The sequence below is a fragment of the Aerococcus sp. NPDC058936 genome (assembly GCF_042741995.1).
GTDB lineage: Bacteria > Bacillota > Bacilli > Lactobacillales > Aerococcaceae > Aerococcus.
The window spans coordinates 288,137-310,501 of the sequence record NZ_JBHYKZ010000001.1 but is presented as its reverse complement, the minus strand read 5'-3'; the positions used below and the strand labels follow the sequence as shown (position 1 = coordinate 310,501).

Annotated in this window: 16 protein-coding genes and 1 tRNA gene; 6 read left to right on the top strand and 11 right to left on the bottom strand. The window is 38.4% G+C overall.

The genetic code is table 11. The features are described from left to right. Positions 1–99: 99 nt before the first annotated feature. The 4 genes from glgB to ACFW0C_RS01440 form a co-directional block, all read right to left on the bottom strand. On the bottom strand, positions 100–1,995 hold the full coding sequence (gene glgB, locus ACFW0C_RS01455; protein WP_378104736.1) for a 1,4-alpha-glucan branching protein GlgB: 1,896 nt from the start codon (positions 1,993–1,995) through the stop codon (positions 100–102). A 97-nt stretch (positions 1,996–2,092) separates the two neighbouring features. Continuing rightward, on the bottom strand, positions 2,093–3,379 hold the full coding sequence (locus ACFW0C_RS01450) for an alkaline phosphatase family protein (RefSeq protein WP_378104702.1): 1,287 nt from the start codon (positions 3,377–3,379) through the stop codon (positions 2,093–2,095). A 341-nt stretch (positions 3,380–3,720) separates the two neighbouring features. Then, positions 3,721–4,095 (bottom strand): VOC family protein, encoded by a 375-nt coding sequence (locus tag ACFW0C_RS01445; RefSeq protein ID WP_378104734.1) that lies wholly within the window; start codon positions 4,093–4,095, stop codon positions 3,721–3,723. A 107-nt stretch (positions 4,096–4,202) separates the two neighbouring features. Further along, positions 4,203–4,490, bottom strand: coding sequence for a hypothetical protein (locus ACFW0C_RS01440; RefSeq protein WP_378104700.1), 288 nt, complete (start codon positions 4,488–4,490; stop codon positions 4,203–4,205). A gap of 145 nt (positions 4,491–4,635) precedes the next feature. Here ACFW0C_RS01440 and ACFW0C_RS01435 point away from each other — a divergent pair, with 145 nt between their 5' ends. Together ACFW0C_RS01435 and ACFW0C_RS01430 are read left to right on the top strand one after the other, a co-directional pair. Beyond that, positions 4,636–5,619: a hypothetical protein gene (locus ACFW0C_RS01435; RefSeq protein ID WP_378104698.1), complete on the top strand. Its 984-nt coding sequence runs from the start codon at positions 4,636–4,638 to the stop codon at positions 5,617–5,619. A 32-nt stretch (positions 5,620–5,651) separates the two neighbouring features. Beyond that, a tRNA-Leu gene (locus tag ACFW0C_RS01430) sits at positions 5,652–5,734 on the top strand. A 176-nt stretch (positions 5,735–5,910) separates the two neighbouring features. Here the strand turns inward: ACFW0C_RS01430 and ACFW0C_RS01425 are convergent. From ACFW0C_RS01425 to ACFW0C_RS01415, 3 genes are all read right to left on the bottom strand, one after another. Further along, positions 5,911–6,546 carry a CBS domain-containing protein gene (locus tag ACFW0C_RS01425; RefSeq protein WP_338191557.1) on the bottom strand — a complete coding sequence of 212 codons (636 nt, stop codon included), beginning with the start codon at positions 6,544–6,546 and terminating at the stop codon, positions 5,911–5,913. 84 nt (positions 6,547–6,630) lie between these two features. Beyond that, positions 6,631–7,842 carry an ABC transporter substrate-binding protein gene (locus ACFW0C_RS01420; RefSeq protein WP_378104697.1) on the bottom strand — a complete coding sequence of 404 codons (1,212 nt, stop codon included), beginning with the start codon at positions 7,840–7,842 and terminating at the stop codon, positions 6,631–6,633. Between the two features lie 351 nt (positions 7,843–8,193). Next, a complete protein-coding gene (locus ACFW0C_RS01415) occupies positions 8,194–10,341 on the bottom strand; it encodes a Tex family protein (protein WP_338191559.1) in 2,148 nt (715 codons plus the stop codon). 350 nt (positions 10,342–10,691) lie between these two features. On the opposite strand from ACFW0C_RS01415, the gene ACFW0C_RS01410 reads away from it, so the two are divergent. The 3 genes from ACFW0C_RS01410 (at position 10,692) to ACFW0C_RS01400 (ending at position 15,240) form a co-directional block, all read left to right on the top strand. Then, a complete protein-coding gene (locus ACFW0C_RS01410; RefSeq protein ID WP_378104696.1) occupies positions 10,692–13,397 on the top strand; it encodes a cation-translocating P-type ATPase in 2,706 nt (901 codons plus the stop codon). Between the two features lie 204 nt (positions 13,398–13,601). Next, on the top strand, positions 13,602–14,915 hold the full coding sequence (locus ACFW0C_RS01405; protein ID WP_378104694.1) for a DUF1576 domain-containing protein: 1,314 nt from the start codon (positions 13,602–13,604) through the stop codon (positions 14,913–14,915). Beyond that, positions 14,893–15,240: a hypothetical protein gene (locus ACFW0C_RS01400; protein WP_338191591.1), complete on the top strand. Its 348-nt coding sequence runs from the start codon at positions 14,893–14,895 to the stop codon at positions 15,238–15,240. Before ACFW0C_RS01405 ends, ACFW0C_RS01400 begins: the two co-directional genes overlap by 23 nt. Before the next feature lie 94 nt (positions 15,241–15,334). Here the strand turns inward: ACFW0C_RS01400 and gorA are convergent, their stop codons facing one another. Both gorA and ACFW0C_RS01390 read right to left on the bottom strand, forming a co-directional pair. Continuing rightward, positions 15,335–16,687, bottom strand: a complete 1,353-nt coding sequence (gene gorA / locus ACFW0C_RS01395) for a glutathione-disulfide reductase (RefSeq protein WP_378104692.1) — start codon at positions 16,685–16,687, stop codon at positions 15,335–15,337. Next, complete coding sequence (locus tag ACFW0C_RS01390; protein WP_378104689.1) at positions 16,666–17,373, bottom strand: dihydrolipoamide dehydrogenase; 708 nt, start codon at positions 17,371–17,373, stop codon at positions 16,666–16,668. Before ACFW0C_RS01390 ends, gorA begins: the two co-directional genes overlap by 22 nt. Positions 17,374–17,785: 412 nt before the next feature. Between ACFW0C_RS01390 and ACFW0C_RS01385 the strand changes: the two genes are divergently transcribed. Then, positions 17,786–18,790, top strand: coding sequence for an O-antigen ligase family protein (locus ACFW0C_RS01385; protein ID WP_378104687.1), 1,005 nt, complete (start codon positions 17,786–17,788; stop codon positions 18,788–18,790). A gap of 87 nt (positions 18,791–18,877) precedes the next feature. On the opposite strand, the gene ACFW0C_RS01380 is transcribed toward ACFW0C_RS01385, so the two are convergent. Both ACFW0C_RS01380 and argS read right to left on the bottom strand, forming a co-directional pair. After that, positions 18,878–20,176 carry a uracil-xanthine permease family protein gene (locus ACFW0C_RS01380; RefSeq protein ID WP_378104686.1) on the bottom strand — a complete coding sequence of 433 codons (1,299 nt, stop codon included), beginning with the start codon at positions 20,174–20,176 and terminating at the stop codon, positions 18,878–18,880. Positions 20,177–20,504: 328 nt separating this feature from the next. After that, positions 20,505–22,205 (bottom strand): arginine--tRNA ligase, encoded by a 1,701-nt coding sequence (gene argS, locus ACFW0C_RS01375; protein ID WP_378104685.1) that lies wholly within the window; start codon positions 22,203–22,205, stop codon positions 20,505–20,507. Positions 22,206–22,365 lie beyond the last annotated feature (160 nt).

Below are 22,365 nucleotides of genomic sequence, written 5' to 3'. Positions count from 1 at the left end.
CGGAGTTAAACTCCTTTCCCCCTTTTTACATAAGGCACCCACCCAAATATGATGGGATTACGACATGTCGACGAAAAATGTAGTAACAGATTAACCTCTTTAATGGTTTTTCTTATTTGTTATTTCAGGCGTTAGTTTGATATTTACTGGTTCGAAGCATATTGCTGCTAGAGATGGTAAGTGGATTTCTAGTGAATAAGGTTGCCCTTTATGTGGTACCGTCACTGTTTCAAAGCTTGTGGTTTGACTCACCCAGTTACCACCAAACACCTTCATCTCGCTATTTAAGACCACTTGATAAGTGCCCGCATACGGGACACCAATTCGATAGTGACTACGTTCAACGGGTGTAAAATTAAAGGCACATACTAAAAAGGCATCAGCTGATTTACCATGACGGATAAATGATAAGGTGGTTTCTTTATCATCATCTGCTTCGATAATTGTAATACCAGCTTTTTGGTTATCTTGCTCGTGAAGTGCAGGCGTCTCTTTATACAGCTTGTTCAATTCTGCAACGTAAGATTGGAATTCAGTATTATACTCTCGATCTAGAGATGACCATTCCAACCCTTCATAGAAACGCCATTCTAAGAATTGACCAATTTCATTACCCATGAAGGATAATTTTTTGCCGGGATATAATAGTCGGTATCCTTCGAGGACACGCAAGTTCGCAAACATCTCATAGCGGTTATGATTCGGCATCTTGCCTAGTAATGAGTGCTTACCGTGTACAACTTCATCGTGTGAGAAGGGTAGAACAAAATTCTCATCATGCATGTACATGAAAGTGAAATTGATTAACTTGTAGTTATAACTTCTAGCTAAGGCATCAATCCCGAAGAATTTCAAGGTGTCATTCATCCAACCCATATTCCATTTAAAGTTAAATCCTAGACCACCTAGGCTCGTCGGTTTCGTTACCCCACTCCAAGCGGTAGATTCTTCAGCAATCATTAAGTAAGATGGGTCTCTGAGAAGAATTTCTGTATTGAGTTTTCGTAAAAATTCAAGCCCTTCCAGATTAACGTTATGCCCGTATTTATTCGGCATCCAAGGGCCAATGTCATAATCCAAATACAACATATTTGAAACTGCATCAACTCGGATACCATCAAAATGGAAAGTTTCGAGCCAAAATACAGCACTGGAAATCAAGAATGACTGGACTTGATTACGCCCCAAATCGAAGTTTTTAGTCCCCCATCTGACATTTTCAGCACGATTAGGATCTTGGTATTCAAAAGTTGCTGTCCCATCATAATTAGCCAAGGCATCATCGTTCACCACAAAGTGACCTGGTACCCAGTCAACGATGACCCCGATACCTGCCTGGTGACAGGCATCTACGAAGGACATTAACGGACCAAAATCATGACCAAAACGACCAGCAATAGAGAAATAACCTGAAATTTGATAACCCCATGAGGCTTCTAATGGGTGTTCCATTAAAGGCATAAATTCAATATGGGTATAGCCCATTTTTTTAACGTAAGGAATCAATTCTGCTTCTAGGTCAGCAAAAGTATAGGCCGAACCATCCTCTTGTCTATTCCAAGATGACATATGTACTTCATAAATGTTTATTGGGCTCGCAAACATATTTGATTGCTGTCTTTGTTTGATCCATTCCTGATCGTGCCACTCGTAAGTTGGGATATCTTGTATCACAGAGGCGTTCTTTGGTGGCACTTCCCCAGCAAAGGCAAAGGGATCTTGCTTTTCTCTTTTAACGCCATCTTGATCTTCAATGACAAATTTATAAAGGTCCCATTCTTTTGCATCTTGCATAAAAATAGTCCATGCACCAGTATCCGCAACCTTCTCCATTTGTATTTCTGCCCAATCGGAAAAATCACCTTCCAAGTAAACCCACTTGGCATTCGGTGCCCATACAGTAAACTGGTAGCCTTCTTGGTCATTATTAACTTGTTTCTTAGCTCCTAGGAATTTGTAAGCTTCATAATGATTACCAATATTAAAATAATACATTTCATCGACCAAGCTTCTACCTTGGATTGATGGGATTGCTTCTTTTCCTTTAGACAAAATGATTTCCTCCCTACTTTTAAGCAAATAATATTATTTGCTATTTAAAAATTTCCCCTAAAACTTTTCCTTCCACTGGCGTTTTAAATGCTAAATCTAACATTGCTAGCATTGTTGGGCCTTCATCTACCAATCGGCCACTGGCTAAAGTTTCACCAGCTTTAATCTTAGGTCCTTTAGCCATAAACATTGTCGTATAATTTTCTTTTTTGGGACTATAGCCGTGACTCGCTTTTAATAGCTTTACGCCTGGAATATGTTTATTGGTATCTTCCATGATTGGTCTTTCAATGTCACTTTCAAAGTAATAACCTTCGTTTGCTTCGATTAAGGCAAAACATTCAGGGTCTGCACCTAAAGTGACCGCCTCATCCTGATTATAAATGGTTTCGATGTATGGTTTTAAAGGTGCTAGAATTTCTTTAAGTTGTGCCATTGTAAAAGCAGTATGATCTTTCACATAGATATAGCAAGAGCCGTCCGCCCCTTTTGCGTAAACTTTATAATCTTGGATTTCATTTTGTGCCTTCGTTTCTATTAATCCAGCTTCTTTAAATAGATGATTCGGTCGAATAACAATTTGGGTATCAATTTGATAGTGATCACCCAATAAGACAATATGGGCTTCTTTATAGGCTGGCGTTGTTTCAATCGCTTGGAACAATTGGCCTAGATGTACGTCCATTCGCTCAATGGCCGCTTTAGCTTCAGGTGATTTCACGCCGAAACCATGTCGAGTAGAATCAAGGTCAACAAGGTGGATTGCCATCACATCTGGTTGTTCATTTTCAATAGTATATGCTGCTACTGCCGTTACAAAGTCGTCTAATTCTGGTTGTCTAATCCCTGACCGTAAATGACCAAATTTATGATTCTTTTCAATGAGGTATTTAGGTGATGACGCTAATAGGGATACCGCAACCTGAGAGTGCCATTTTCGGTTTGCGAAAATTTCTGCAATATTATAATCGATGGATCTACTTTTACCGGTAACAGGCCAAAGGATTGTTGAAACACTCAACCCATTTTCACTCGCGATATCGAATAAGGTTGGTGTTTTAATATATTTAGTATACCAGTACCAATCAGGAGAAATTCGGTTGGGTTGTAAGAGTGTGTTGTTTATAATGCCGTGATCTTTGGGGTATTGACCAGTCATAATTGAAGTATGACATATATAGGTTAGTGATGGGTAAACAGATTCAACTGCCTCCACTAAAGCTGCTTCTTGACGAAATTTCTTAAAGTTTGGCAACGTCAAGGCATATGCTAAATCCTCCGTTCCAAAAGCATCTAAACTGACTATGACTAACTTCTCACTAGGCATTAATTAACCCCCCCGGTATTGTTACTATGTTCTTTATTATAACTAAAAAAATAATTTTAGCATTATGAAAAAGCTTTCATTTTTAGGTAAATAAAAAAGCGAGGACAAAAATATCCTCGCTTTCCAAGACTAGGGTCTAAGCCGTTCACATCAGCTTTTGACCAAGTACCCACTTCCCGTGGTGATTTTCATCGTGTACTTTCTTTAACTACATGCACAGTCTTACAATATGCTGTGCGTGTCGCCTCATCGCATATTGATATTCTAACACGAAATCACTTAGAAAACAATCCTATTTTGTCGGATAAAGCTTTAATCGTTAAAGATCTTGAATTTATTTATTATAACCGAATTACTTCAATTTTGTAGCCATCTGGATCAGTCACAAAGAAGTATCTTGGTTTGGTATCCCCTGGTAATTGTTTAAGTTCAGTAACATCCAAACCTTTTTCGCTTTGCGCTGCATGAAGCGCTTCTAGATCTTCTACAGCAATCGCAATGTGACCATAGCCATTTCCTAAATCATAAGCCTCTGAACCGTAGTTATAAGTTAACTCTAATTCATAATCATCACCTGGTAATGATAAATAAGTCAATGTAAATTCGTGTTCTGGAAAATCTTTTTCCTCTGCAATTTCAAAACCAAATGCTTCTTTATAGAATGCTTTTGAAGCTGCTAAATCTTTCACACGATAACAAGTATGCGCCATTTTCATTGGTAACATGTCCATTTCAATTATTTCAGGTATAGTTATATTTTATCAAAGATAGTTTAAAAGGTTAAACGAAATCTCTTATTTAAGATAAAAAAACGCAAATACTTTTATAATCTACCGATTGTATTGAAGTGACTTTGCATATATTGATATCCTTCGCCAATAAATTCACTCAGCACACCCTTATCAACATCCGCTAATTTATTCACGTAAACATAAGAAATACCATAGCCTATGATCGATGGCCCCCACATAATCGGTTCTACCCCTGTTTCTGCAGTGAAAATCTTCAATAGCTTTAACCCATCTTCTGCTTTTGTTTTCGACACATCTAATGCTGCTATATGTTCTTTGGGATCAACTTTTGTTGGTAAAGTCTTTTGTTGATAGGTCATATTTTTACTCCTTAAAAAAAACACTAAAATTCTTGTTAATTGTACTGTCCTCTATAAAACTATGCTATCATGGATTGAAGTAAATCACACTTTCTTTTAAACTCATACGTATTGAAAAGGAATTGTGATGAAAAGATGAGGAGCAATGATAACTATGATATGTCCAAACTGTCAGTCGACTATTCCAGTAGGTACAAAAATTTGTCCAAACTGTGACTATATTTTTACCCATCGTGACTCGGATGACAACTTACATGATACGATTGAAATTCCCGCAGCTTCATTTGCGGATACAACATATGATGAAGACGACCACTTTGTGGCTTATGAAGATGACCAAACCTCTCCAATTCAAAATGCAACTTATGCGGGTGGTAATACCGATTCTTCTGATAGCAATGATGACAATAAAGGCGAGAAGAAAGCTAAGCAATCCTTATTTTCTTTCGGCAAAAACAATAAAAAAACAAAATCTGCCGATAATGATGGCCCTAGTCGCCGTGAAAACAAACAAGATGGTAACCGTCTCACTTCTTATATAGCTTATCTCTTGTCCTACATCAAAAAACCAATACAATCACCAACTACTAACGAATTAAATAAGAATCCAAACCATGGTATTACAAGCTTATTGCTACTTGCAGTTTTAAATACTGTATCTATTACCTCCCTTGCAAATTACCTCGTTTCTCATTATGAATGGTTTGCTGATTTATCTATCTTACCAAACTTGAATTTTGAATTTGTTCCTTGGCGCTTTGGTTTGAAAACATTCGTCTTTCTCATTATTAGCCTGTGGTTGTTACCAGCAATTATTCACCTATTCAATCGAAATAATGAATCCGAAAAAATGAGTAATAATGTATGGCTGACTCATTTCTTCGGTATGAATAGTATCTCAGTAATTGTCGCTATCGTTTGTTTTTTAAGCTCATTACTAGCACCATTGATTTTTATGATTATTGTGCTATTATTGACTTTAATGCAAATTGCCATACTGATCATTACCATGACGATACATTTCTTGCAATCAGGTAATATCAATAAATCAAAAGCCTTCTATAGTATTTTGGGTGTTTTATTACTATTCTTCTTTGCAGTCATTTTCTTAGTTGGTTTAATCTATTAATTTTCACTAGGCTTCATTAGAAGTCTAGATTCGCGGCTATGGCGGAACGGCAGACGCGCTGCCTTGAGGGGGCAGTGAGAGTATTCTCGTGCAAGTTCAAATCTTGTTAGCCGCATAAGTACTTTTAACACATTTAAAACCAGTCAAAACTACTATTTCATAAGGGTTTGACTGGTTTTTTGATATAAAAAAATCTACTAAATAACAGAAATTTTGTCGTAAATACTGACTTAAGCAATACAAAAAGCGGTCCAGATTTTGGAATCTGAACCACTTTTCTGCTATATAATATTATAGTGTGACAACTTCATAACCAGCAGTTTCAATAGCTGCTTTAGCATTGTCACCTTGACCAGCATGAACTTGGATTGTAATTTCAATATCATCTTCATCATTCACAAAGATATGCGATACACTTACACTCGCATCAGCAAGAACTTTCGTAATTTCTGAAAGGACCCCAACTCTATCTTCGACAACTTTTACGACGATTCGGCTACCTTCATCTCCTGGTGTATAACCAGATAAATCTATTAAGGCTTTGAATATATCTTTATACGTGACAATCCCTTGTACTGCTTTATTTTCATCAACAATTGGTAATACGCGAAGGTTATTCGCACGCATATATTCCGCTGCCTCTTCTACCATCCACTCAGTAGTGGCAGTAGCTGCTTTCTTGTCCATGAATTTTTCAACATCTGCTTGAGAAAGAATATAGTTTAATTCGTATATACTTAGACTTGTCGCATCTGAAGCAGATTTTGCATCAATAATGTCTTGTGTAATTAACCCAACAAATTGACCATTCTTAGTAACCGGCAGATTATGTATCTGGTGACTTTCCATTTTAGCCACAGCTTCTGTTACAGAAGTCTCCGGTGAAACAGTGACAACATCTTTACTCATATATTGTTTAATTTTCATGAAGAACCCTCCCTATTTATCAATAGTTTTTAAGTGTTTACATACATTTTATCATTTACTTGAGTAAAGTACAGATTTTTCAACTTAATCTGGTTGAATTACTGTAACATTTTCGGTTGGTTCGCCGTTAACTACTTCTTGAATATAAGCCGGAGCAGATACGTTATGTTCTTCATCGAAAGTAATATCATAAGCGATACCTTCAAATCCTTCCGTTGCGCCAATAGCGTCTTTGATGGCTGTTGGATCTGTAGAATCGGCTGCATCAATCGCGTCCATTACCATATTTGCTGCGTCATATGCTACTGCAGAGAACATATCTGGTTCAGTACCAAATTTTTCAACATAAGCGTTATAGAAGTCTTGTACATCCTGGTCAGCATCTTCTGTATATACGAAATGGGCTACGTAATAGACATTGGTCATATTTTCAGCACCTGCTAGTTCGACAATATTTTGGTTACCCAAACCATTAGGACCAACAATCGCAATATCGATACCCATTTCTCTGGCTTGTTTAATGATTGGACCTGCTTCTTGGTAGTAACCTGCAATAAAGATTACATCAGGACTTTGAGATTTAACATTTGTTAGGACTGAGCTGAAGTCTGTATCACCAGAAATATATGATTCATCAATGATCACGTCTCCGTCAAAGTTTTCAACAAAGATATCTGTTAAGTTTTGGCCATAATCAGTCGAGTTGTCTTTCAATACAGCGGCAGTTTCATAGCCATTTTGGTTGGCAAACTCAGCGATAGCAGCACCTTGGAAAGAAATTTCAAAACTTGTCCGGTAGAAGTATTCCCATACTTCACCCGTTTCAGAGTTAATGGTTGCATTATCTACTGTAGTCGTTGCGGATACAAATGGCACTTGCGCATTTTCAGCAACTGGTTGCGTAGCAAAAGTTAAGGCCGCTGTAGCGGGTCCAAGGACGACTGAATTTCCTTGCTCAATTAAATAAGTCATACCTGTAGCGGCTTCTTCTGGTGTACCTTGATTGTCATATGATTGATAACTCACTTCTTTTCCGTCAATACCGCCCTCTTCATTCCGTTGTTCAACCGCCAATTGGACAGCATTATCTTGGACCACACCATATGCCGCAGTAGCACCAGTCAGTTCCCAAAGTCCACCAATATTTACCGTATCTGAATTGCTAGTTGACACCTCTGAAGAGGATGACGAATTTGAATGATTAGAAGTGGCAATAGTTGCTTGCGAGCAACCTGCTACTATAATAGAAGTCGCAAAGATAGTCGTTAGCATTTTAGTAAATTTCATATTTTTCATAAAAGATTTCTCCCATCTATTTGTAAATATTGTCTCCAACCCAAGCCTAACCTGAAAGCCACATCCAACAACACAGCCAAATAAAAAACGCCGACCCGTTCAAACGGGCCGGCGTTTTAGCTAAGAGCCCGTATTTCACGAGAAATAGGACTCTACAATATCTGGTAGAATCCTCAGTTAGCTAATGATAATAATAAATTTTGATGTGGAAAAGCAGAAACAAATTCCGCTTGCGTATTTGAATGTACAGTCATCATCGTTTCTACCTTCCTCTCTTTAGGTTAATTTAAATATAACAAATAAAATAGAATAATCAAGTGTTTTTTAATTATATTTTAATAATATGGAAAATTATTTAATTTCAAGCATGCTTAAGCCGATTCGGCCTTTTTTCTCGTCTACTTCTGAAACCCAGACTTCTACAATATCACCTACAGAAACAATATCACTTGGATTACTAACGAATTTTGTAGACATTCTCGAAATATGGACTAAACCATCTTGTTTGACACCAACATCGACAAAGGCACCAAAATCAACAACATTACGCACTGTACCTTGTAATTTCATCCCTATTTTCAAGTCTTTCAATGAAAGAACATCAGATCTTAAAATTGGCGCAGCAACGTCTTCACGTGGGTCACGCCCTGGTGTCAGTAGTGATTTCTGAATATCTACTAAGGTCTCTTTACCAATACCGTATGTTTCAGATAAGACATTTAGATCGAAATTGGCAATTGTTTTTCTGGCTTCTTCACTTTGAAGTTCTTCTAAAGAAATACCTAATTCTTTCAGAATTGCCTTAACTTCCTTGTAATTTTCAGGATGAATACCTGTATTATCTAAAATGTTGTCTCCCCCTGTTATACGGATGAAACCAACCGCTTGTTCATAGGTTTTAGGTCCTAAACGCTTTACCTTACCTAATTGCTTGCGGTCTGTAAAAACACCATTTTCGTTTCGGTACGCAACAACATTTTTAGCAACTGCCATCGATAAGCCGGCAACATGACTCAATAATGAAGCAGAAGCTGTGTTTAAGTTGACGCCAACCCGGTTAACTACAGTTTCAACAGTGAAGTCTAAACTTTCAGCAAGTTCTTTTTGAGACACATCATGTTGGTATTGACCTACTCCGATGGCTTTAGGTTCAATTTTTACTAATTCAGCTAATGGGTCTTGTAAGCGACGCGCGATAGAAACGGCTGAACGTTCTTCAACATTATACTCAGGGAATTCTTCGCGGGCAATTTCACTAGCTGAATAAACTGAAGCACCTGCTTCATTGACAATGCTATAAACCAAGTCTAAGTCATTATCTTGAATTTGTTCAGCAACGAATTGTTCAGACTCTCGACTTGCTGTTCCGTTACCAATCGCAACCATTTCCACCTGGTAAGTTTTGACTAATTCATTGAATTTTTTGCTCGCTTCAGTTTTTTTATTGACTGGTGCATGCGGATATATGACATCTTTAGCCAAAACTTTACCTGTGGCATCAACTACAGCTAACTTACAACCTGTTCTAAAGGCTGGGTCTAAACCTAAAACAACCCGTCCCTTCAATGGCGGTTGCATTAACAAGTTACCCAAGTTCGTTGAAAAAGTAGCAATAGCGTGTTGCTCAGCTGTTTCGGTTAATTTAGAACGCAATTCTCTTTCAATAGAAGGTTTTAAGAAACGATCTAATGAATCTTGTATAGCCGCTTGGATTTCGCGAGTTGACACTGGGTGACCTTTAATGAAGCGATGAACTAGATGTTCAATAATTGGAAACTCGTCTGCTTCAATAGAAACATTTAGAATTTTCAACTTTTCAGCCCGGTTAATCGCTAATACCTGATAAGGCTTCACGTTTTGGATATTTTGGCTAAAATCATAATATATTTCGAAGATAGCTTTTTCATCTTCCGCATTTTTACGTTTTAGACTGGTTAATTTTCCTTCTTTTAATGTATATTTACGTAACCATAGACGAATATCTGCATCTTCTGCAATCCATTCAGCCATTATTTCGTGTGCCCCATCCAAGGCCATTTTAGTGTTTTGAATTTCGTCATTTAAGAATTTTTTAGCTTCCGCTTGAACATTACCTGTGGCCGGTGATGAAAATAACCATTTGGCAAGATCTTCTAAACCATTCTCTTTGGCAACAGTTGCCTTTGTTCGCCGTTTTTGTTTATAAGGCGCATAAAGGTCTTCAACCGTTTGCAAAACCGTCGCTTGTTTAATTTTTTTAGCTAGATCATCTGTTAATTTTCCTTGTTCTTCAATATTTGCAAGAACTGACGACTTTCTTTCCTCTAATTGTTTCGTATATTGGTAAGCATGTTCAATTTCTCTAATTTGGACCTCGTCTAATGACTGCGTGACTTCCTTACGATAACGAGCGATAAAAGGTACGGTATTGCCCTCTTCTAGCAATCCCAATACATTTTCAATTTGTTTTTTATTAAATGGTAAGCTTTGATTAATAATTTGAATGTAAGATGACTCCATATTCAACACCTTTCTTTTTTTCACGAAAAATCATTATACCCCAAAAATGGTACTTTTGCCATTCAACAAATTTAGACATTTTTTGCTCATTTTAATTTCAGTTAATTATTGCAATTCTATCTTAAATAAAATATAATTATCTTAACTTAAACAGTTCCATGAGGGAGTAATCACCGATTATTGTATCGTGGCGGTGCCGACATATACGGCAGATATCTGCTGGTGCCGTCTTAAAAGATGAGACTTATGGCTACTTCTCTATTTGGAGGGGTAGTCATAAGTCTTTTTTTGAAAGACAACCTCAGGATCTTGCTTTAGGGATAATAATTTAAAGGATGGAGAGATGATAAATGTCAGAAGAAAAGAACAATCAGTCTTTCTTCACTCAAGATGCTGATCAAGTCTTCACATCATTAAATTCTTCTACTGAAGGTTTATCTGATGCTGAAGCAGCCAGTCGCTTAGAGAAGAACGGACCGAACGAAATTAAAGAAGGTGAACGCAAGTCAACCTTACAAAAGTTCTTGGATCAATTTAAAGATTTAATGATTATTATCTTATTAATCGCTGCAGCACTTTCATTAGTTTTAGAAGGTTCTCACGGTTTAGTAGATGCGATTATTATTCTCGCGGTTGTATTAATTAATGCAATCATGGGTGTTGTTCAAGAAAATAAAGCTGAGGATGCTATTGACTCTCTTAGAAAAATGTCTTCACCTAAAGCAAACGTTCGTCGTGATGGCGAAGTTAAAGCAATCGATTCTAAAGATATCGTTGTTGGTGATATTGTAATTCTTGAAGCTGGTGACGTTGTTCCTGCCGACTTACGTCTATTCAAAGCCAGTTCATTACAAATTGAAGAAGCTGCTTTAACTGGTGAATCTGTGCCCGTTACTAAAGATACTGCAATTGTTGAAAGCGACGCTGGTATCGGTGATCGTTTAAACATGGGGTTCTCTTCTACTAACGTAACTTACGGACGTGGTGAAGGTGTTGTAACAGCAACAGCTATGGATACTGAAGTTGGTAACATCGCTGAGATGTTAGAAAACGCTGAAGGTAAAACAACACCATTACAAGAAAACATGAACGGTTTAACTCGTTTCCTAACTTACGCAATTGTTATTATTGCCGTTGTTATTTTCTTCCTAGGTTTATTACGTGGATTTGACTGGATCACAATGCTATTAACAGCAATCTCAATTGCCGTTGCCGCCCTTCCAGAAGGTCTACCTGCTATCTCAACTATTATCCTTGCATTAGGTACTCAAAAAATGGCTGACCGTCGTGCCTTGGTACGTAAGTTGCCAGCCGTTGAGACACTTGGTGGTACTGAAGTTATCTGTTCAGATAAAACTGGTACCCTAACTCAAAACAAGATGACTATCGAAAAAGTTTACTACAATGGTGAATTACACGATGCATCTGAAGACATTGACCATAATGAACCTGTTTTCCGAGTTATGAATATGGCCAATGACTCTACAATCGCTAAAGATGGTTCATTAGCTGGTGACCCTACTGAAACTGCAATGATTCAATTCGGTTTCGACAAAGGCTACGATGTTCGTGAAACAATCAAAGTTCAACCTCGTGTTGGTGAAGTACCATTCGATTCAGATCGTAAAATGTCTACTACCGTTCACGAAACTTTAGGCGAAGAGCAGTCACATGGTAAATACGTTTCAATGACTAAAGGTGCGCCTGACGTTATTATTGAAAAATCTACACACTACGTTAACAACGGCGAAATCTTACCATTAGATGAAGCTGCTCGTAAGGAATTGTTAGATGCTAACCACGGTATGGCAATCCAAGCATTACGGGTATTAGGTATGTCTTACCGTTACATTGATGAATTACCTAGTGAATTCAACACAGAAACTTTAGAGCATGATTTAATCTTCGCTGGTATGGTTGGGGAAATTGACCCTGAGCGTCCAGAAGCAAAAGACTCTATCGCTACTGCAAAACAAGCGGGTATCCGTACTGTTATGATTACTGGTGACCACAAAGATACTGCCGCAGCGATCGCAGCTCGTTTAGGTATTATTGAGGAAGGTCAAGAGGAAGCAGTTACAACTGGTGCACACTTAAACGAAATGACTGATGAAGAATTAGCTGCAAATGTTGAACAATACTCAGTTTACGCTCGTGTATCTCCAGAACATAAAGTTCGTATCGTATCTGCATGGCAATCACACGATAAAGTTGTTGCAATGACTGGTGACGGTGTTAATGACGCACCTTCATTGAAACAAGCTGATATCGGTATTGGTATGGGTATCACTGGTACGGAAGTTTCTAAAGGTGCTTCTGACATGGTGCTTGCTGATGACAACTTTGCGACAATCATCACTGCAATCGAAGAAGGACGTAAAGTATTCTCAAATATCCAAAAAGCAGTTCAATTCTTACTATCTGCTAACTTGGGTGAGGTGATGACTTTATTTGTTGCAACAATGCTTGGTTGGACAATCTTAGAACCTATCCATATCTTATGGATCAACTTAGTAACTGATACATTCCCTGCAATTGCTTTAGGTCTTGAAGCAGCGGAATCTGATGTAATGGAACATAAACCTCGTGGACGTTCTGGTAACTTATTATCAAATGGTGTATTACCATCAATTATTTACCAAGGTATCTATGAAGGTGCTATAACATTATTTGTATTCTGGTATGGTCGTTACCAAATGGGTGTGCCTTTGGAAGATGCAGAAGCTATGGCTTTCTTAACATTAGCATTTATCCAATTGTTCCACGCTTACAACTCTAAGTCAGTATTCAAGTCACTATTCGCCTCAAATCCATTCGACAACAAGTGGTTAAACATCGCAGTATTAGCTTCAACAGTGTTGATGTTAATTACAGTATTCGTACCAGGTCTTAACGACGCCTTCGGTACTGTTCACTTGTTAGGTGACCCTATGGCCATGGAAATGTGGACTGTAGTTCTATTAGGCGCTGCTTCTGTAGTGCTTTACGTAGAAATCGGTAAATTCATCATCCGTGCTACTGGTTGGGACGAAAAATTTGATGCTGGTCTGAATTAAACAAATAGTTAATTATAGCCAGATATTACAACTAGTGTTAAATACAAAAGAGCTGTGAACCTTCTTCACAGCTCTTTTTTTATACCTAGATGTTTTTATTAGGTTTTCCTCTCCTTGCATTTTTTGCTTGTCACCCCCACTACTTCTTGCTACTATTAAAATACAGATAAATCTTTTCTATTCTATAAATTGAGGCGGTTTTTAATGGGTATAATAATTAATAGACAAGTACATCGTTTTTTAGAGCTATTCTTCGGGAAAACAGAGATCAAACCTTTGTTTTTCTATACAGTTGCCACAGTGTTTATCCTTTTTGGGCTAAGTGTTCAAGCCCCAAATTCCCTGATTAAGGGCTATTGGACCATCCTTCTGTCGCCAAGTAATCTTATTACAGACTACTTTGAAGTCGGCGGTATTGGCGCAACTTTTGTTAATGTAGGGACCTTAACTTTGGCCAATACTTTTTTTATTCACCGGACTGCGCCTAAAATTACTGGGCCAATCTTAGCAGCGGTATTAACGGTTATGGGTTTTTCATTTTTCGGGAAGAACCTCTACAATTCAATTCCCTTCCTAATCGGTACCTACTTTTACAGTAAATTTTCAGACACACCGATTGCCAACTTAATTTTGGGTGCCCTTTTTTCATCTGCCTTAAGCCCAGTGGTTTCATTAATCACTTTCGGTCAAGACTTGCCTATTTATATGGGAATGCCGATTGGGATCTTAGCTGGAGTGGCGATTGGATTTGTCATCCATCCTGTTTCAGCATCTTTCTTACGGTTCCACCAAGGGTTCAACTTGTACAATACCGGCTTTACCGCCGGGGTTATCGGACTGGTTATTACGTCCATCATGCGGGTGTTTGAGCTACCTGTAACTTATGATATCCAACCCAAACAACTTTCCAGTCCAATTGTTACATGGTTCTTCATCATTTTCTCACTGGCCCTTTTTTTAGCGGGATTCATTCTGAATGATTATTCATTTAAAGGATTTACGAAAATAAGACAGTCTTCTGGGCAATTAATTTCGGATTTTGTAATTGAATTTGGTACCCCGCTTACCCTGATGAATATGGGGATTCTTGGCGGGATTGCCATTGCTTATGTCTATGTTGTTGGTGGTCAGTTGGAAGGTGCTGTTGTTGGTGGCGTGTTGACTGTTGCGGGCTTTGCGGCCTTTGGTAAACACCCTTTCAATGTAATACCGATTATGACGGGGGTTTACCTGATGCAGATTGCTATGCATATCGACAATCCGAATTCTACGAGCGCATTACTTGCAGCTCTATTCGGTACTACCCTAGCACCAATTGCTGGGCATTATGGATGGAAGGCAGGTATTATTGCCGGCGCTATGCATGCAGCAGTTGTGCATAACACTGGCACTGCCCATGCCGGATTGAACCTATACAATAATGGCTTTTCTGGCGGTTTTGTCGCTGCATTTATAGTCCCTATTCTAGATGTCATTAAGGAGAGAATTGAAGAACATGAGAGAATACGCAAAAGTTAACCGGATAGTGTCAGAATTCATGAACCTATTCGAGGAATATAAAATTAACGAATACCAGATGGATCTATGTATCGCGACAGATAAACAATCCACTTCAGTGATTAAGTTCGACGGCAAAAAGGCCGACCTACCCCAATCTTTCATTGACCAACTTGATGATTTGAATGCTAGAAGACAGCCTGAAATTGAATATTATTACGAAGACTTGCTAGGTATTCGAAGCGATACCTTTAACACAGAAATCTTGGCGGCAGCCATTGACCATGTTACCTTTGATGTAACTGAGACCGGCTTCCAAATCTATATAGAGCGCGTTTATCACTAAAATTTAAATAAAAGAAAATGAATACAATTGCTTTTATGCAAAAAAGCGCCCATTAGGTTTTAAAACTCCAATGGACGCTTTTTTTCTATTAACTCTAGCGCATTGTTACGAATTCTTCTGCGCCTGTAGGATGGATGGCAATTGTTTGGTCGAATTGTTTCTTGGTTAATCCTAAACGAACACCAACCGCAAAACCTTGCATCATTTCTTCTACAGCATAGCCAATCCCATGAACACCAACAACCACTTCATCGTCGCCTTGGGTAATCAATTTAAACCGCGCTGGTTGACGATTTTCTGAAACAGCTGAATACATTGGGGTAAAGTTTGAATTATACACTTTTACCTTGTCCGCGCCAAATTTTTCTTTAGCTGCCTCTTCTGAATAGCCAATCGCCCCGATTGCTGGGTGGGTAAAGATGACAGTTGGTACTGTGTCATAGTCTAATAAGTACGGGTCAGCACCATTAAAAATTGTATCTGACAAGGTTCTACCAGCCATAATGGCTACTGGTGTTAATTCAACTTTACCAATGACGTCACCAAAGGCATATAAACCTTCTACATTCGTGTTATGGTAGTCATCCACTTTGATGTGGCCAGATTTTGTTAGTTCAACATCGGTATTTTCTAAACCGATATTATGGGTATTTGGTGTACGACCGATAGCATAAATTACTTTTTCAGCGTCAGCATGTTGGCCATTTTTAAAGTTTACGCGAAGTGAACCATCAGTTAATTTTTCAATGGATTCTGGGTCGCTTTCTGTGAGCAATTCAATGCCTGTTTTCTTCATTTCATCAACTAAGACTTCGATAATTGCTTGGTCGTATCCTCTTAAAGGACGATCATGTCGAACAGCTTGAGTTGTTTTGACACCAAGGCCATTTAGAACACCCGCAAATTCGGTAGCCACATAACCTGCACCAATGATTAAAACGCTCTCAGGTAATGTTTCCCATTCAAAGAAGTCATCAGAAGTGTCCACCAAATCGATTCCTGGTAGGTCGATTAAACGCGGACGACCACCTGGCACAATAGCGATATGTGGTGCTGTGTATTGGACCCCGTCAACTTCTACAGTATGGTTGTCGATGAATTTGGCTTCACCCGCCAAATAATGAGTGCCACGAGATTTAAAACCTGAGGCATAGCCACCATGGACACGGTCAATATAGGCGTCTCTATTGGCTTTTAAAGTTGCATAGTCAACCGGTCCTTCTTCAGTGAAGTTTAGCCCGTAAGCAGTCCCATATTCGTTGATTTGGTCTCTCAGCATAGTCCCATGCCAAGAAATTTTCTTGGGTACACAACCTCTATTTACGCAAGTACCCCCAACGTCTCTTTTCTCAATAATTAAAGCTTTAGCGCCATATTCAGCGGCACGGTTTGCTGATGCGATACCGGCACTCCCGCCACCGATACTTATATAATCATATCTTTCCATTCATTCCACTCTTTTCCAAAAATTTGTTTTTTCTTACGTTCTTCAGCTTCTTTAGCTTGTCGTTGCAAAAATATATTTCTTGCTTGATTAGTTTCAATCTCAATATCTAGCGTAAAATCGTCCACTTCGTTTGTTGTTTCCTCAGTAGATGGCTCTCTTGTTGCTACTTGGATTGGCTCTAAATATACATAGGCATTCGTTTGTTTAGCTGGAATGACCGCATTGTATTTGCCGTGATTGTCATAAGCTTTAAAATATAAATCATTTTGCTCATCATATGCGTAAGCATAGACTAGAAGCCAATGGTTTTTGTAGGCGGAACCTAAATACTTTAGGGTTCCTACAATGACTGGTGCTTGGTATTGATCAATTAACTTAGGCACTTCAATATCTGGTAGCAATCCTGATTTCGCACGGTAATTTTCAAAATTAAAGACCGAATTTAAGCCTGTTGCAACATTCCAATAAAAAGTCCCACTATGTATGTGGTAGTCGTCGACAACCTTTTTAAAGGCATCAATCAAGTCCTGCTTAGCCATCCGGTGGTTGGTGTCCCGAAGCACAATAAAATGGGTTAATACCGCCGCACAATAGGTTCCACAGATACCTGGAAGACCTTTGTTGATCCAAGACTTATAAGGTCTAAAGGTCTTTTCATCAAGTCCCGTCCAAATGAGTTTTTCCATATCCGTCCCTCCAATCAATATACCTCATTATATCATTATTCCACCTATCTTTTAATTATCGTGCTTATAGAGTAGGGATTCACTCTTTGCCCACATCACAAATTAAAGGTTTTAAAAATCTAATAATATTGCACCCTGTCCGTGTTTTTTTCGTGAATTGTTGCTATAATAATAATTATGATTACATTAGGGAGGTGCACTTTTGGTGAGTAAACCAGAAGCTCAACTAACCTGGCCAGTTCAATCATTACTGATCTCTATATTATTTATCAGTAACCTATTTCCATTTTATATGACCTTAGTCACTTTTGCTGTCATATTCATATTCTTATTTATGTTAGGCCTACTTGGTCCGCGCTACATTAAGCGAGAAGTTCCTACCTCAATATGGATATTTATTGCATATTCAGCCGTGATTTCATTTATTTTTCAAAACTGGGCAGGATTAGGGATTTCGATTGCCTTTATACCAATCGCCATCTATTTCAACTATTACCAGCAAGTCATTCGACCCTATTACGTTGAAGAATTGTTGAACATTGCCTTAATAGGCTCATTTATCATCTTTATATTCGCAACCTTTGAATATTTAAATTGGGTACCAGAATGGGATTACAGTTTTATATCCCCAGAAATTAACCGTATCCATAACGGTCGGGCGGAAGCAACATTTGCCAACCCCAACTACTATGCCATGATGTTAGAATTCTTCTTCTTTATTGGACTCTACAAAATGATGCGGACGACAAAATACCGGAAGAAATGCGTTTTTCTATTTATATCCTTATGCAACCTATTCGCCATCACCTATACTGGAACCCGTACCTCACTACTCGTGGTGATTGGGACACTCTTCATATTCTATTTCGTATTGGGTTATAAAAAAATAGCAGTCGGGACATTTATAACTGCTACGATTGGGACACTGATTGCCATCAAATTAGGATTCCTTCCGAGATTTGAGGACTTAGGGTTTGCTTTTGAAGACCGGTTTGTCATCTGGGAAATCGGCTTGAAAGGCTTAAGAGATAACTTCTGGTTTGGACAAGGTCCTTTGACTTATCTCAATGTCTGGCATGACTATGGGGACAAATACACCCAACATGCGCATAATATTGTCTTAGACACGCTTCTTTCTTATGGTGCCATTGGGACAGGTATATTGCTACCTTCACTGATTTCATTAGGTAAGAAAATTCATCAAATGCGGCAATATCCGATTTTACGACGTCGCTTAGCCTTGATTTGTAGTTTTTGCAGTATCGTTATCCTGCACGGCATGTTTGACCTTACTATATTCTGGTTACAAACAGCCTTCCTATTCTTGTTCGTTGTACTGTCTATCCATAACATGTATCACGAAGTTGATACCAACCCAGAATTACAAGGCGAAGATAAAGACTATTCCAGAGACTAATTAACACATTTGAAAAACAATAAACGCTAAAACGGCGGTTGAGATAGCTTAGTCTCAACCGCCGTTTTGCTAACAATTTTTATTTAATTATTTAACATCTCTATCGGCTTGGAAAGTCACCTCTGTAGGTAAGATTAAGTTTAATATAATACCAACGATGGCTGATAAGGAAGTTCCTGAGAAGGTTAAGTAACCAAGGTCTAAGACCGCGCCACCTAATCCAATAACCAACATTGCTGACGCAATAATTAAGTTGCGTACTTGGTTGAAGTCGATTTGCTCTTCAATCATGACTTTCAAACCGTTACTTGCGATAATCCCGTAAAGTAAGATAGACATCCCACCGATTACAGCGTTTGGAATTGTTGAAATCAAGGCAGTAAATTTACCAAGGAAGGCTAATATAATGGCGATAATAGCGGCGTTTCGGATAACCGATACTGAAGCCACACGTGTTAAACCAATCACCCCAGTGTTTTCACCATATGTTGTATTCGCTGGTCCACCGATGAAGGCTGACACTGCAGTGGCTACCCCGTCACCAATTAAGGTTCTGTTTAGACCTGGATCTTTTAAGAAGTTTCGGCCAACAACTTTACCTAATACTGTATGGTCACCAATATGTTCTGAAATAGTTACCAAGACAATAGGTACAATCGCCCATGTTTCAGGACCAAAGTATAAATTATATGATTCAAACACAGATGTCTCAAATGGTAGGTATAAAGCAGGTAACTCAAACCATTGCGCTTCTATAACTGGTGTAAAATCTACAATCCCCAATAGGACCGCTACAATATAACCACCGACAATCCCTACTAAGAACGGAATAATTTTGAAAAAGCCTTTTGCTCTAGTTTGAACTAGGGCTGTGATCAAGAAGGTAGCAACGGCTACAACAATGTTACGTACATCCCCCTCTGCTACAAAACCTGCATTGGCTACCGCACTTGATGATAAACCTAAACCAATTACCACGATCATAGGTCCAATAACGATTGGCGGTAATAATTTATCAATCCAGTTAGTACCTGCGAAACGAATCGCAATCGCTACAAGAACGTAGACTATACCAGAAATGAGGACACCAGTTTGCGCCGCTGAAACATCTCCGCCCATTTGTTGAATTGCAATTTGCATCGCTGTAATATAAGCAAAAGATGACCCTAAGTATACGGGGACCTTCGCTTTAGTTGCAACTTGATAAATTAAGGTCCCAATCCCACTCGCAAAAAGAGCAACAGATACAGGCATCCCTAAAAGAATAGGCACCAATACTGTTGCTCCAAACATTGCAAATACATGTTGAAAACTCAATAATAAACCTTTCGCGAACGACGGTTTTTCCTCTACATCTAATAAAAGTGGTTTCGCTTTAATTGCCATAACTCACATCTCCCTCAAATTTGTTTTACCTTATTTTTCTTCAAAAAAATAAGGTCATTCGCAAATTGACCTAAGAACACAATTGACATTATGTGGTCACACCTCGGGTTCCGCCCTCAATGCTTCACAGGATTTTATGCTTTCATTATTATAAGGGTTTGACATTTAAAGTCAAGACACTTGTAAAGATTTTTTAAAGATGGATGAGCATTTTAAGGAAAATATGCATTAAAAATCGATGAAAAAGGAGAAAGGCAGTGACTACCTTTCTCCTTTGAAAACATATTTTGTTTTAAATCGGTTTTAACAACCTGTCGCCCAAAAAAAATTACATTTGGCTTGGTGCTTGTACGCCAAGGATAGCTAAACCAGATTCTAACACTTGTGTTAAGGCATAAACTAATGCTAAACGTGATTGTAATTGATCATCTTCAGTTAGGATACGTGTATGTGCATAGTATTTGTTGAATTGTTGAGATAAGGCTAATAAGTATTTAGCCACAACAGATGGTTCGTATTTTTCATACGCACTAGCGACGATATCTGGGTAACGATTCAATTCTTTCAATACTTGGAAAGCTTCATCGCTATCTAGGTTGAAGTTTGTCATTTCGCTAATTTTAGCTGGGTCAAAGTTTCCTTTGCGCAAGATTGAGTGGGCACGCGCATTGGCATATTGAACATATGGGCCAGTCTCCCCTTCAAATTGCACAACTTCTTCTAAGTTGAAATCGAAGCTATTTAAGCGGTCATTTTTCAAGTCATGGAAAATAACAGCACCAACACCAACTTGGTGGGCAACTTCTTCTTTATTTTCTAAGTCAGGGTTTTTCTCGTTAATTTGTTTGAAAGCCAAGTCAATGGCATCGTTTAATACGTCTTCTAATAATACAACATTCCCTTTACGAGTAGATAATTTCTTCCCGTCTTGGGTAATTAAACCAAATGGAATGTGGTTAATGTCTGCAGCCCAGTCATAACCCATTAACTCTAATACAGCTTTTAATTGCTTGAAGTGGTTACTTTGTTCGTTACCTACCACATAAAGTGATTGGTCGAAGTTATAAGTATTTTTACGGTATATAGCTGTTGCTAAATCACGTGTGATATATAAGGTCGCCCCGTCAGATTTTTTAATTAAAGCTGGATTTAAATTATAAGCCTCTAAATCAACGATTGTTGCACCGCGGTCCACTTTTAATAAGCCTTTGTCTTCTAATTCATCAATAACAGCTGGCATTTTGTCTGAGTAGAATGCTTCCCCGTTATAAGAATCAAATTCGACGCCAAGGATATCATAAATGCGTTGGAATTCTTTTAATGATTCGTCTTTAAACCATTTCCATAATTCATAAGCTTCTGGATCACCATCTTCTAGTTTCTTAAACCATAGACGTCCTTCAACTTCAAGACTTTCATCATCTTCTGCTTCTTCATGGAATTGTACGTAGTATTTCAACAATTCTTGAATTGGGTTTTCACGAACAGCTTCTTCAGATCCCCATTTTTTGTAACCAACAATCAACTTTCCAAATTGCGTTCCCCAGTCACCCAAATGGTTGATACGTACTGGATTGAACCCAACTTTTGTTGTGATGTTAGCAATGGCATTCCCGATAACAGTTGAACGTAAGTGTCCCATTGACATTGGTTTCGCGATGTTTGGACTAGACATATCGATGGTGATATTTTCACCATGTCCAATGGCTAATTCACCAAAGCGGTTACCTGCTTCATAAATCTCAGTTAGGATCGCTTGTGTCACCAATGTTTGATTTAAGAAGAAGTTGATGTACGGGCCAACTGCTTCCACACGGTCTACAATTTCACCCTCAATTTGTGGTGCGATTTCCTGTGCAATGGCTTGAGGCGCTTTACGCAATTCCTTAGCAAAAATAAAACATGGGAAGGCGATATCCCCGTGTCCCTCATGTTTTGGTACTTCTAATAGATTTTGAATTTGTTCCAAAGTCAATTCAGTTTCAATGCTCGATTTAATGACCTGGGCAACTTGATTTTTTAAGTCCATTAAGTGTTCTCCTCTCGAAAAATAAGACAAAGCATCAACTTAGTCAGATGCCAACTTGCCTCTTATTTTGATTTGTATATGGAAGGCCGATTCATGAATTTATACGTCCCTTGCTAGTTTACTTGGTTAATCTAAACCACCAATCAAACACATTAAATTC

What these genes read in the sequence shown, in the direction of transcription:
- ACFW0C_RS01420 (WP_378104697.1), bottom strand. Translation starts at nt 7,842, where the DNA reads ATGAAAAATATGAAATTTACTAAAATGCTAACGACTATCTTTGCGACT.
- ACFW0C_RS01405 (WP_378104694.1), top strand. Translation starts at nt 13,602, where the DNA reads ATGGGTATAATAATTAATAGACAAGTACATCGTTTTTTAGAGCTATTC.
- argS (WP_378104685.1), bottom strand. Translation starts at nt 22,205, where the DNA reads ATGGACTTAAAAAATCAAGTTGCCCAGGTCATTAAATCGAGCATTGAA.
- ACFW0C_RS01425 (WP_338191557.1), bottom strand. Translation starts at nt 6,546, where the DNA reads ATGAAAATTAAACAATATATGAGTAAAGATGTTGTCACTGTTTCACCG.
- ACFW0C_RS01415 (WP_338191559.1), bottom strand. Translation starts at nt 10,341, where the DNA reads ATGGAGTCATCTTACATTCAAATTATTAATCAAAGCTTACCATTTAAT.
- ACFW0C_RS01435 (WP_378104698.1), top strand. Translation starts at nt 4,636, where the DNA reads ATGATAACTATGATATGTCCAAACTGTCAGTCGACTATTCCAGTAGGT.
- ACFW0C_RS01410 (WP_378104696.1), top strand. Translation starts at nt 10,692, where the DNA reads ATGTCAGAAGAAAAGAACAATCAGTCTTTCTTCACTCAAGATGCTGAT.
- ACFW0C_RS01450 (WP_378104702.1), bottom strand. Translation starts at nt 3,379, where the DNA reads ATGCCTAGTGAGAAGTTAGTCATAGTCAGTTTAGATGCTTTTGGAACG.
- glgB (WP_378104736.1), bottom strand. Translation starts at nt 1,995, where the DNA reads ATGTATTATTTTAATATTGGTAATCATTATGAAGCTTACAAATTCCTA.
- ACFW0C_RS01400 (WP_338191591.1), top strand. Translation starts at nt 14,893, where the DNA reads ATGAGAGAATACGCAAAAGTTAACCGGATAGTGTCAGAATTCATGAAC.
- ACFW0C_RS01390 (WP_378104689.1), bottom strand. Translation starts at nt 17,373, where the DNA reads ATGGAAAAACTCATTTGGACGGGACTTGATGAAAAGACCTTTAGACCT.
- ACFW0C_RS01380 (WP_378104686.1), bottom strand. Translation starts at nt 20,176, where the DNA reads ATGGCAATTAAAGCGAAACCACTTTTATTAGATGTAGAGGAAAAACCG.
- ACFW0C_RS01445 (WP_378104734.1), bottom strand. Translation starts at nt 4,095, where the DNA reads ATGAAAATGGCGCATACTTGTTATCGTGTGAAAGATTTAGCAGCTTCA.
- gorA (WP_378104692.1), bottom strand. Translation starts at nt 16,687, where the DNA reads ATGGAAAGATATGATTATATAAGTATCGGTGGCGGGAGTGCCGGTATC.
- ACFW0C_RS01440 (WP_378104700.1), bottom strand. Translation starts at nt 4,490, where the DNA reads ATGACCTATCAACAAAAGACTTTACCAACAAAAGTTGATCCCAAAGAA.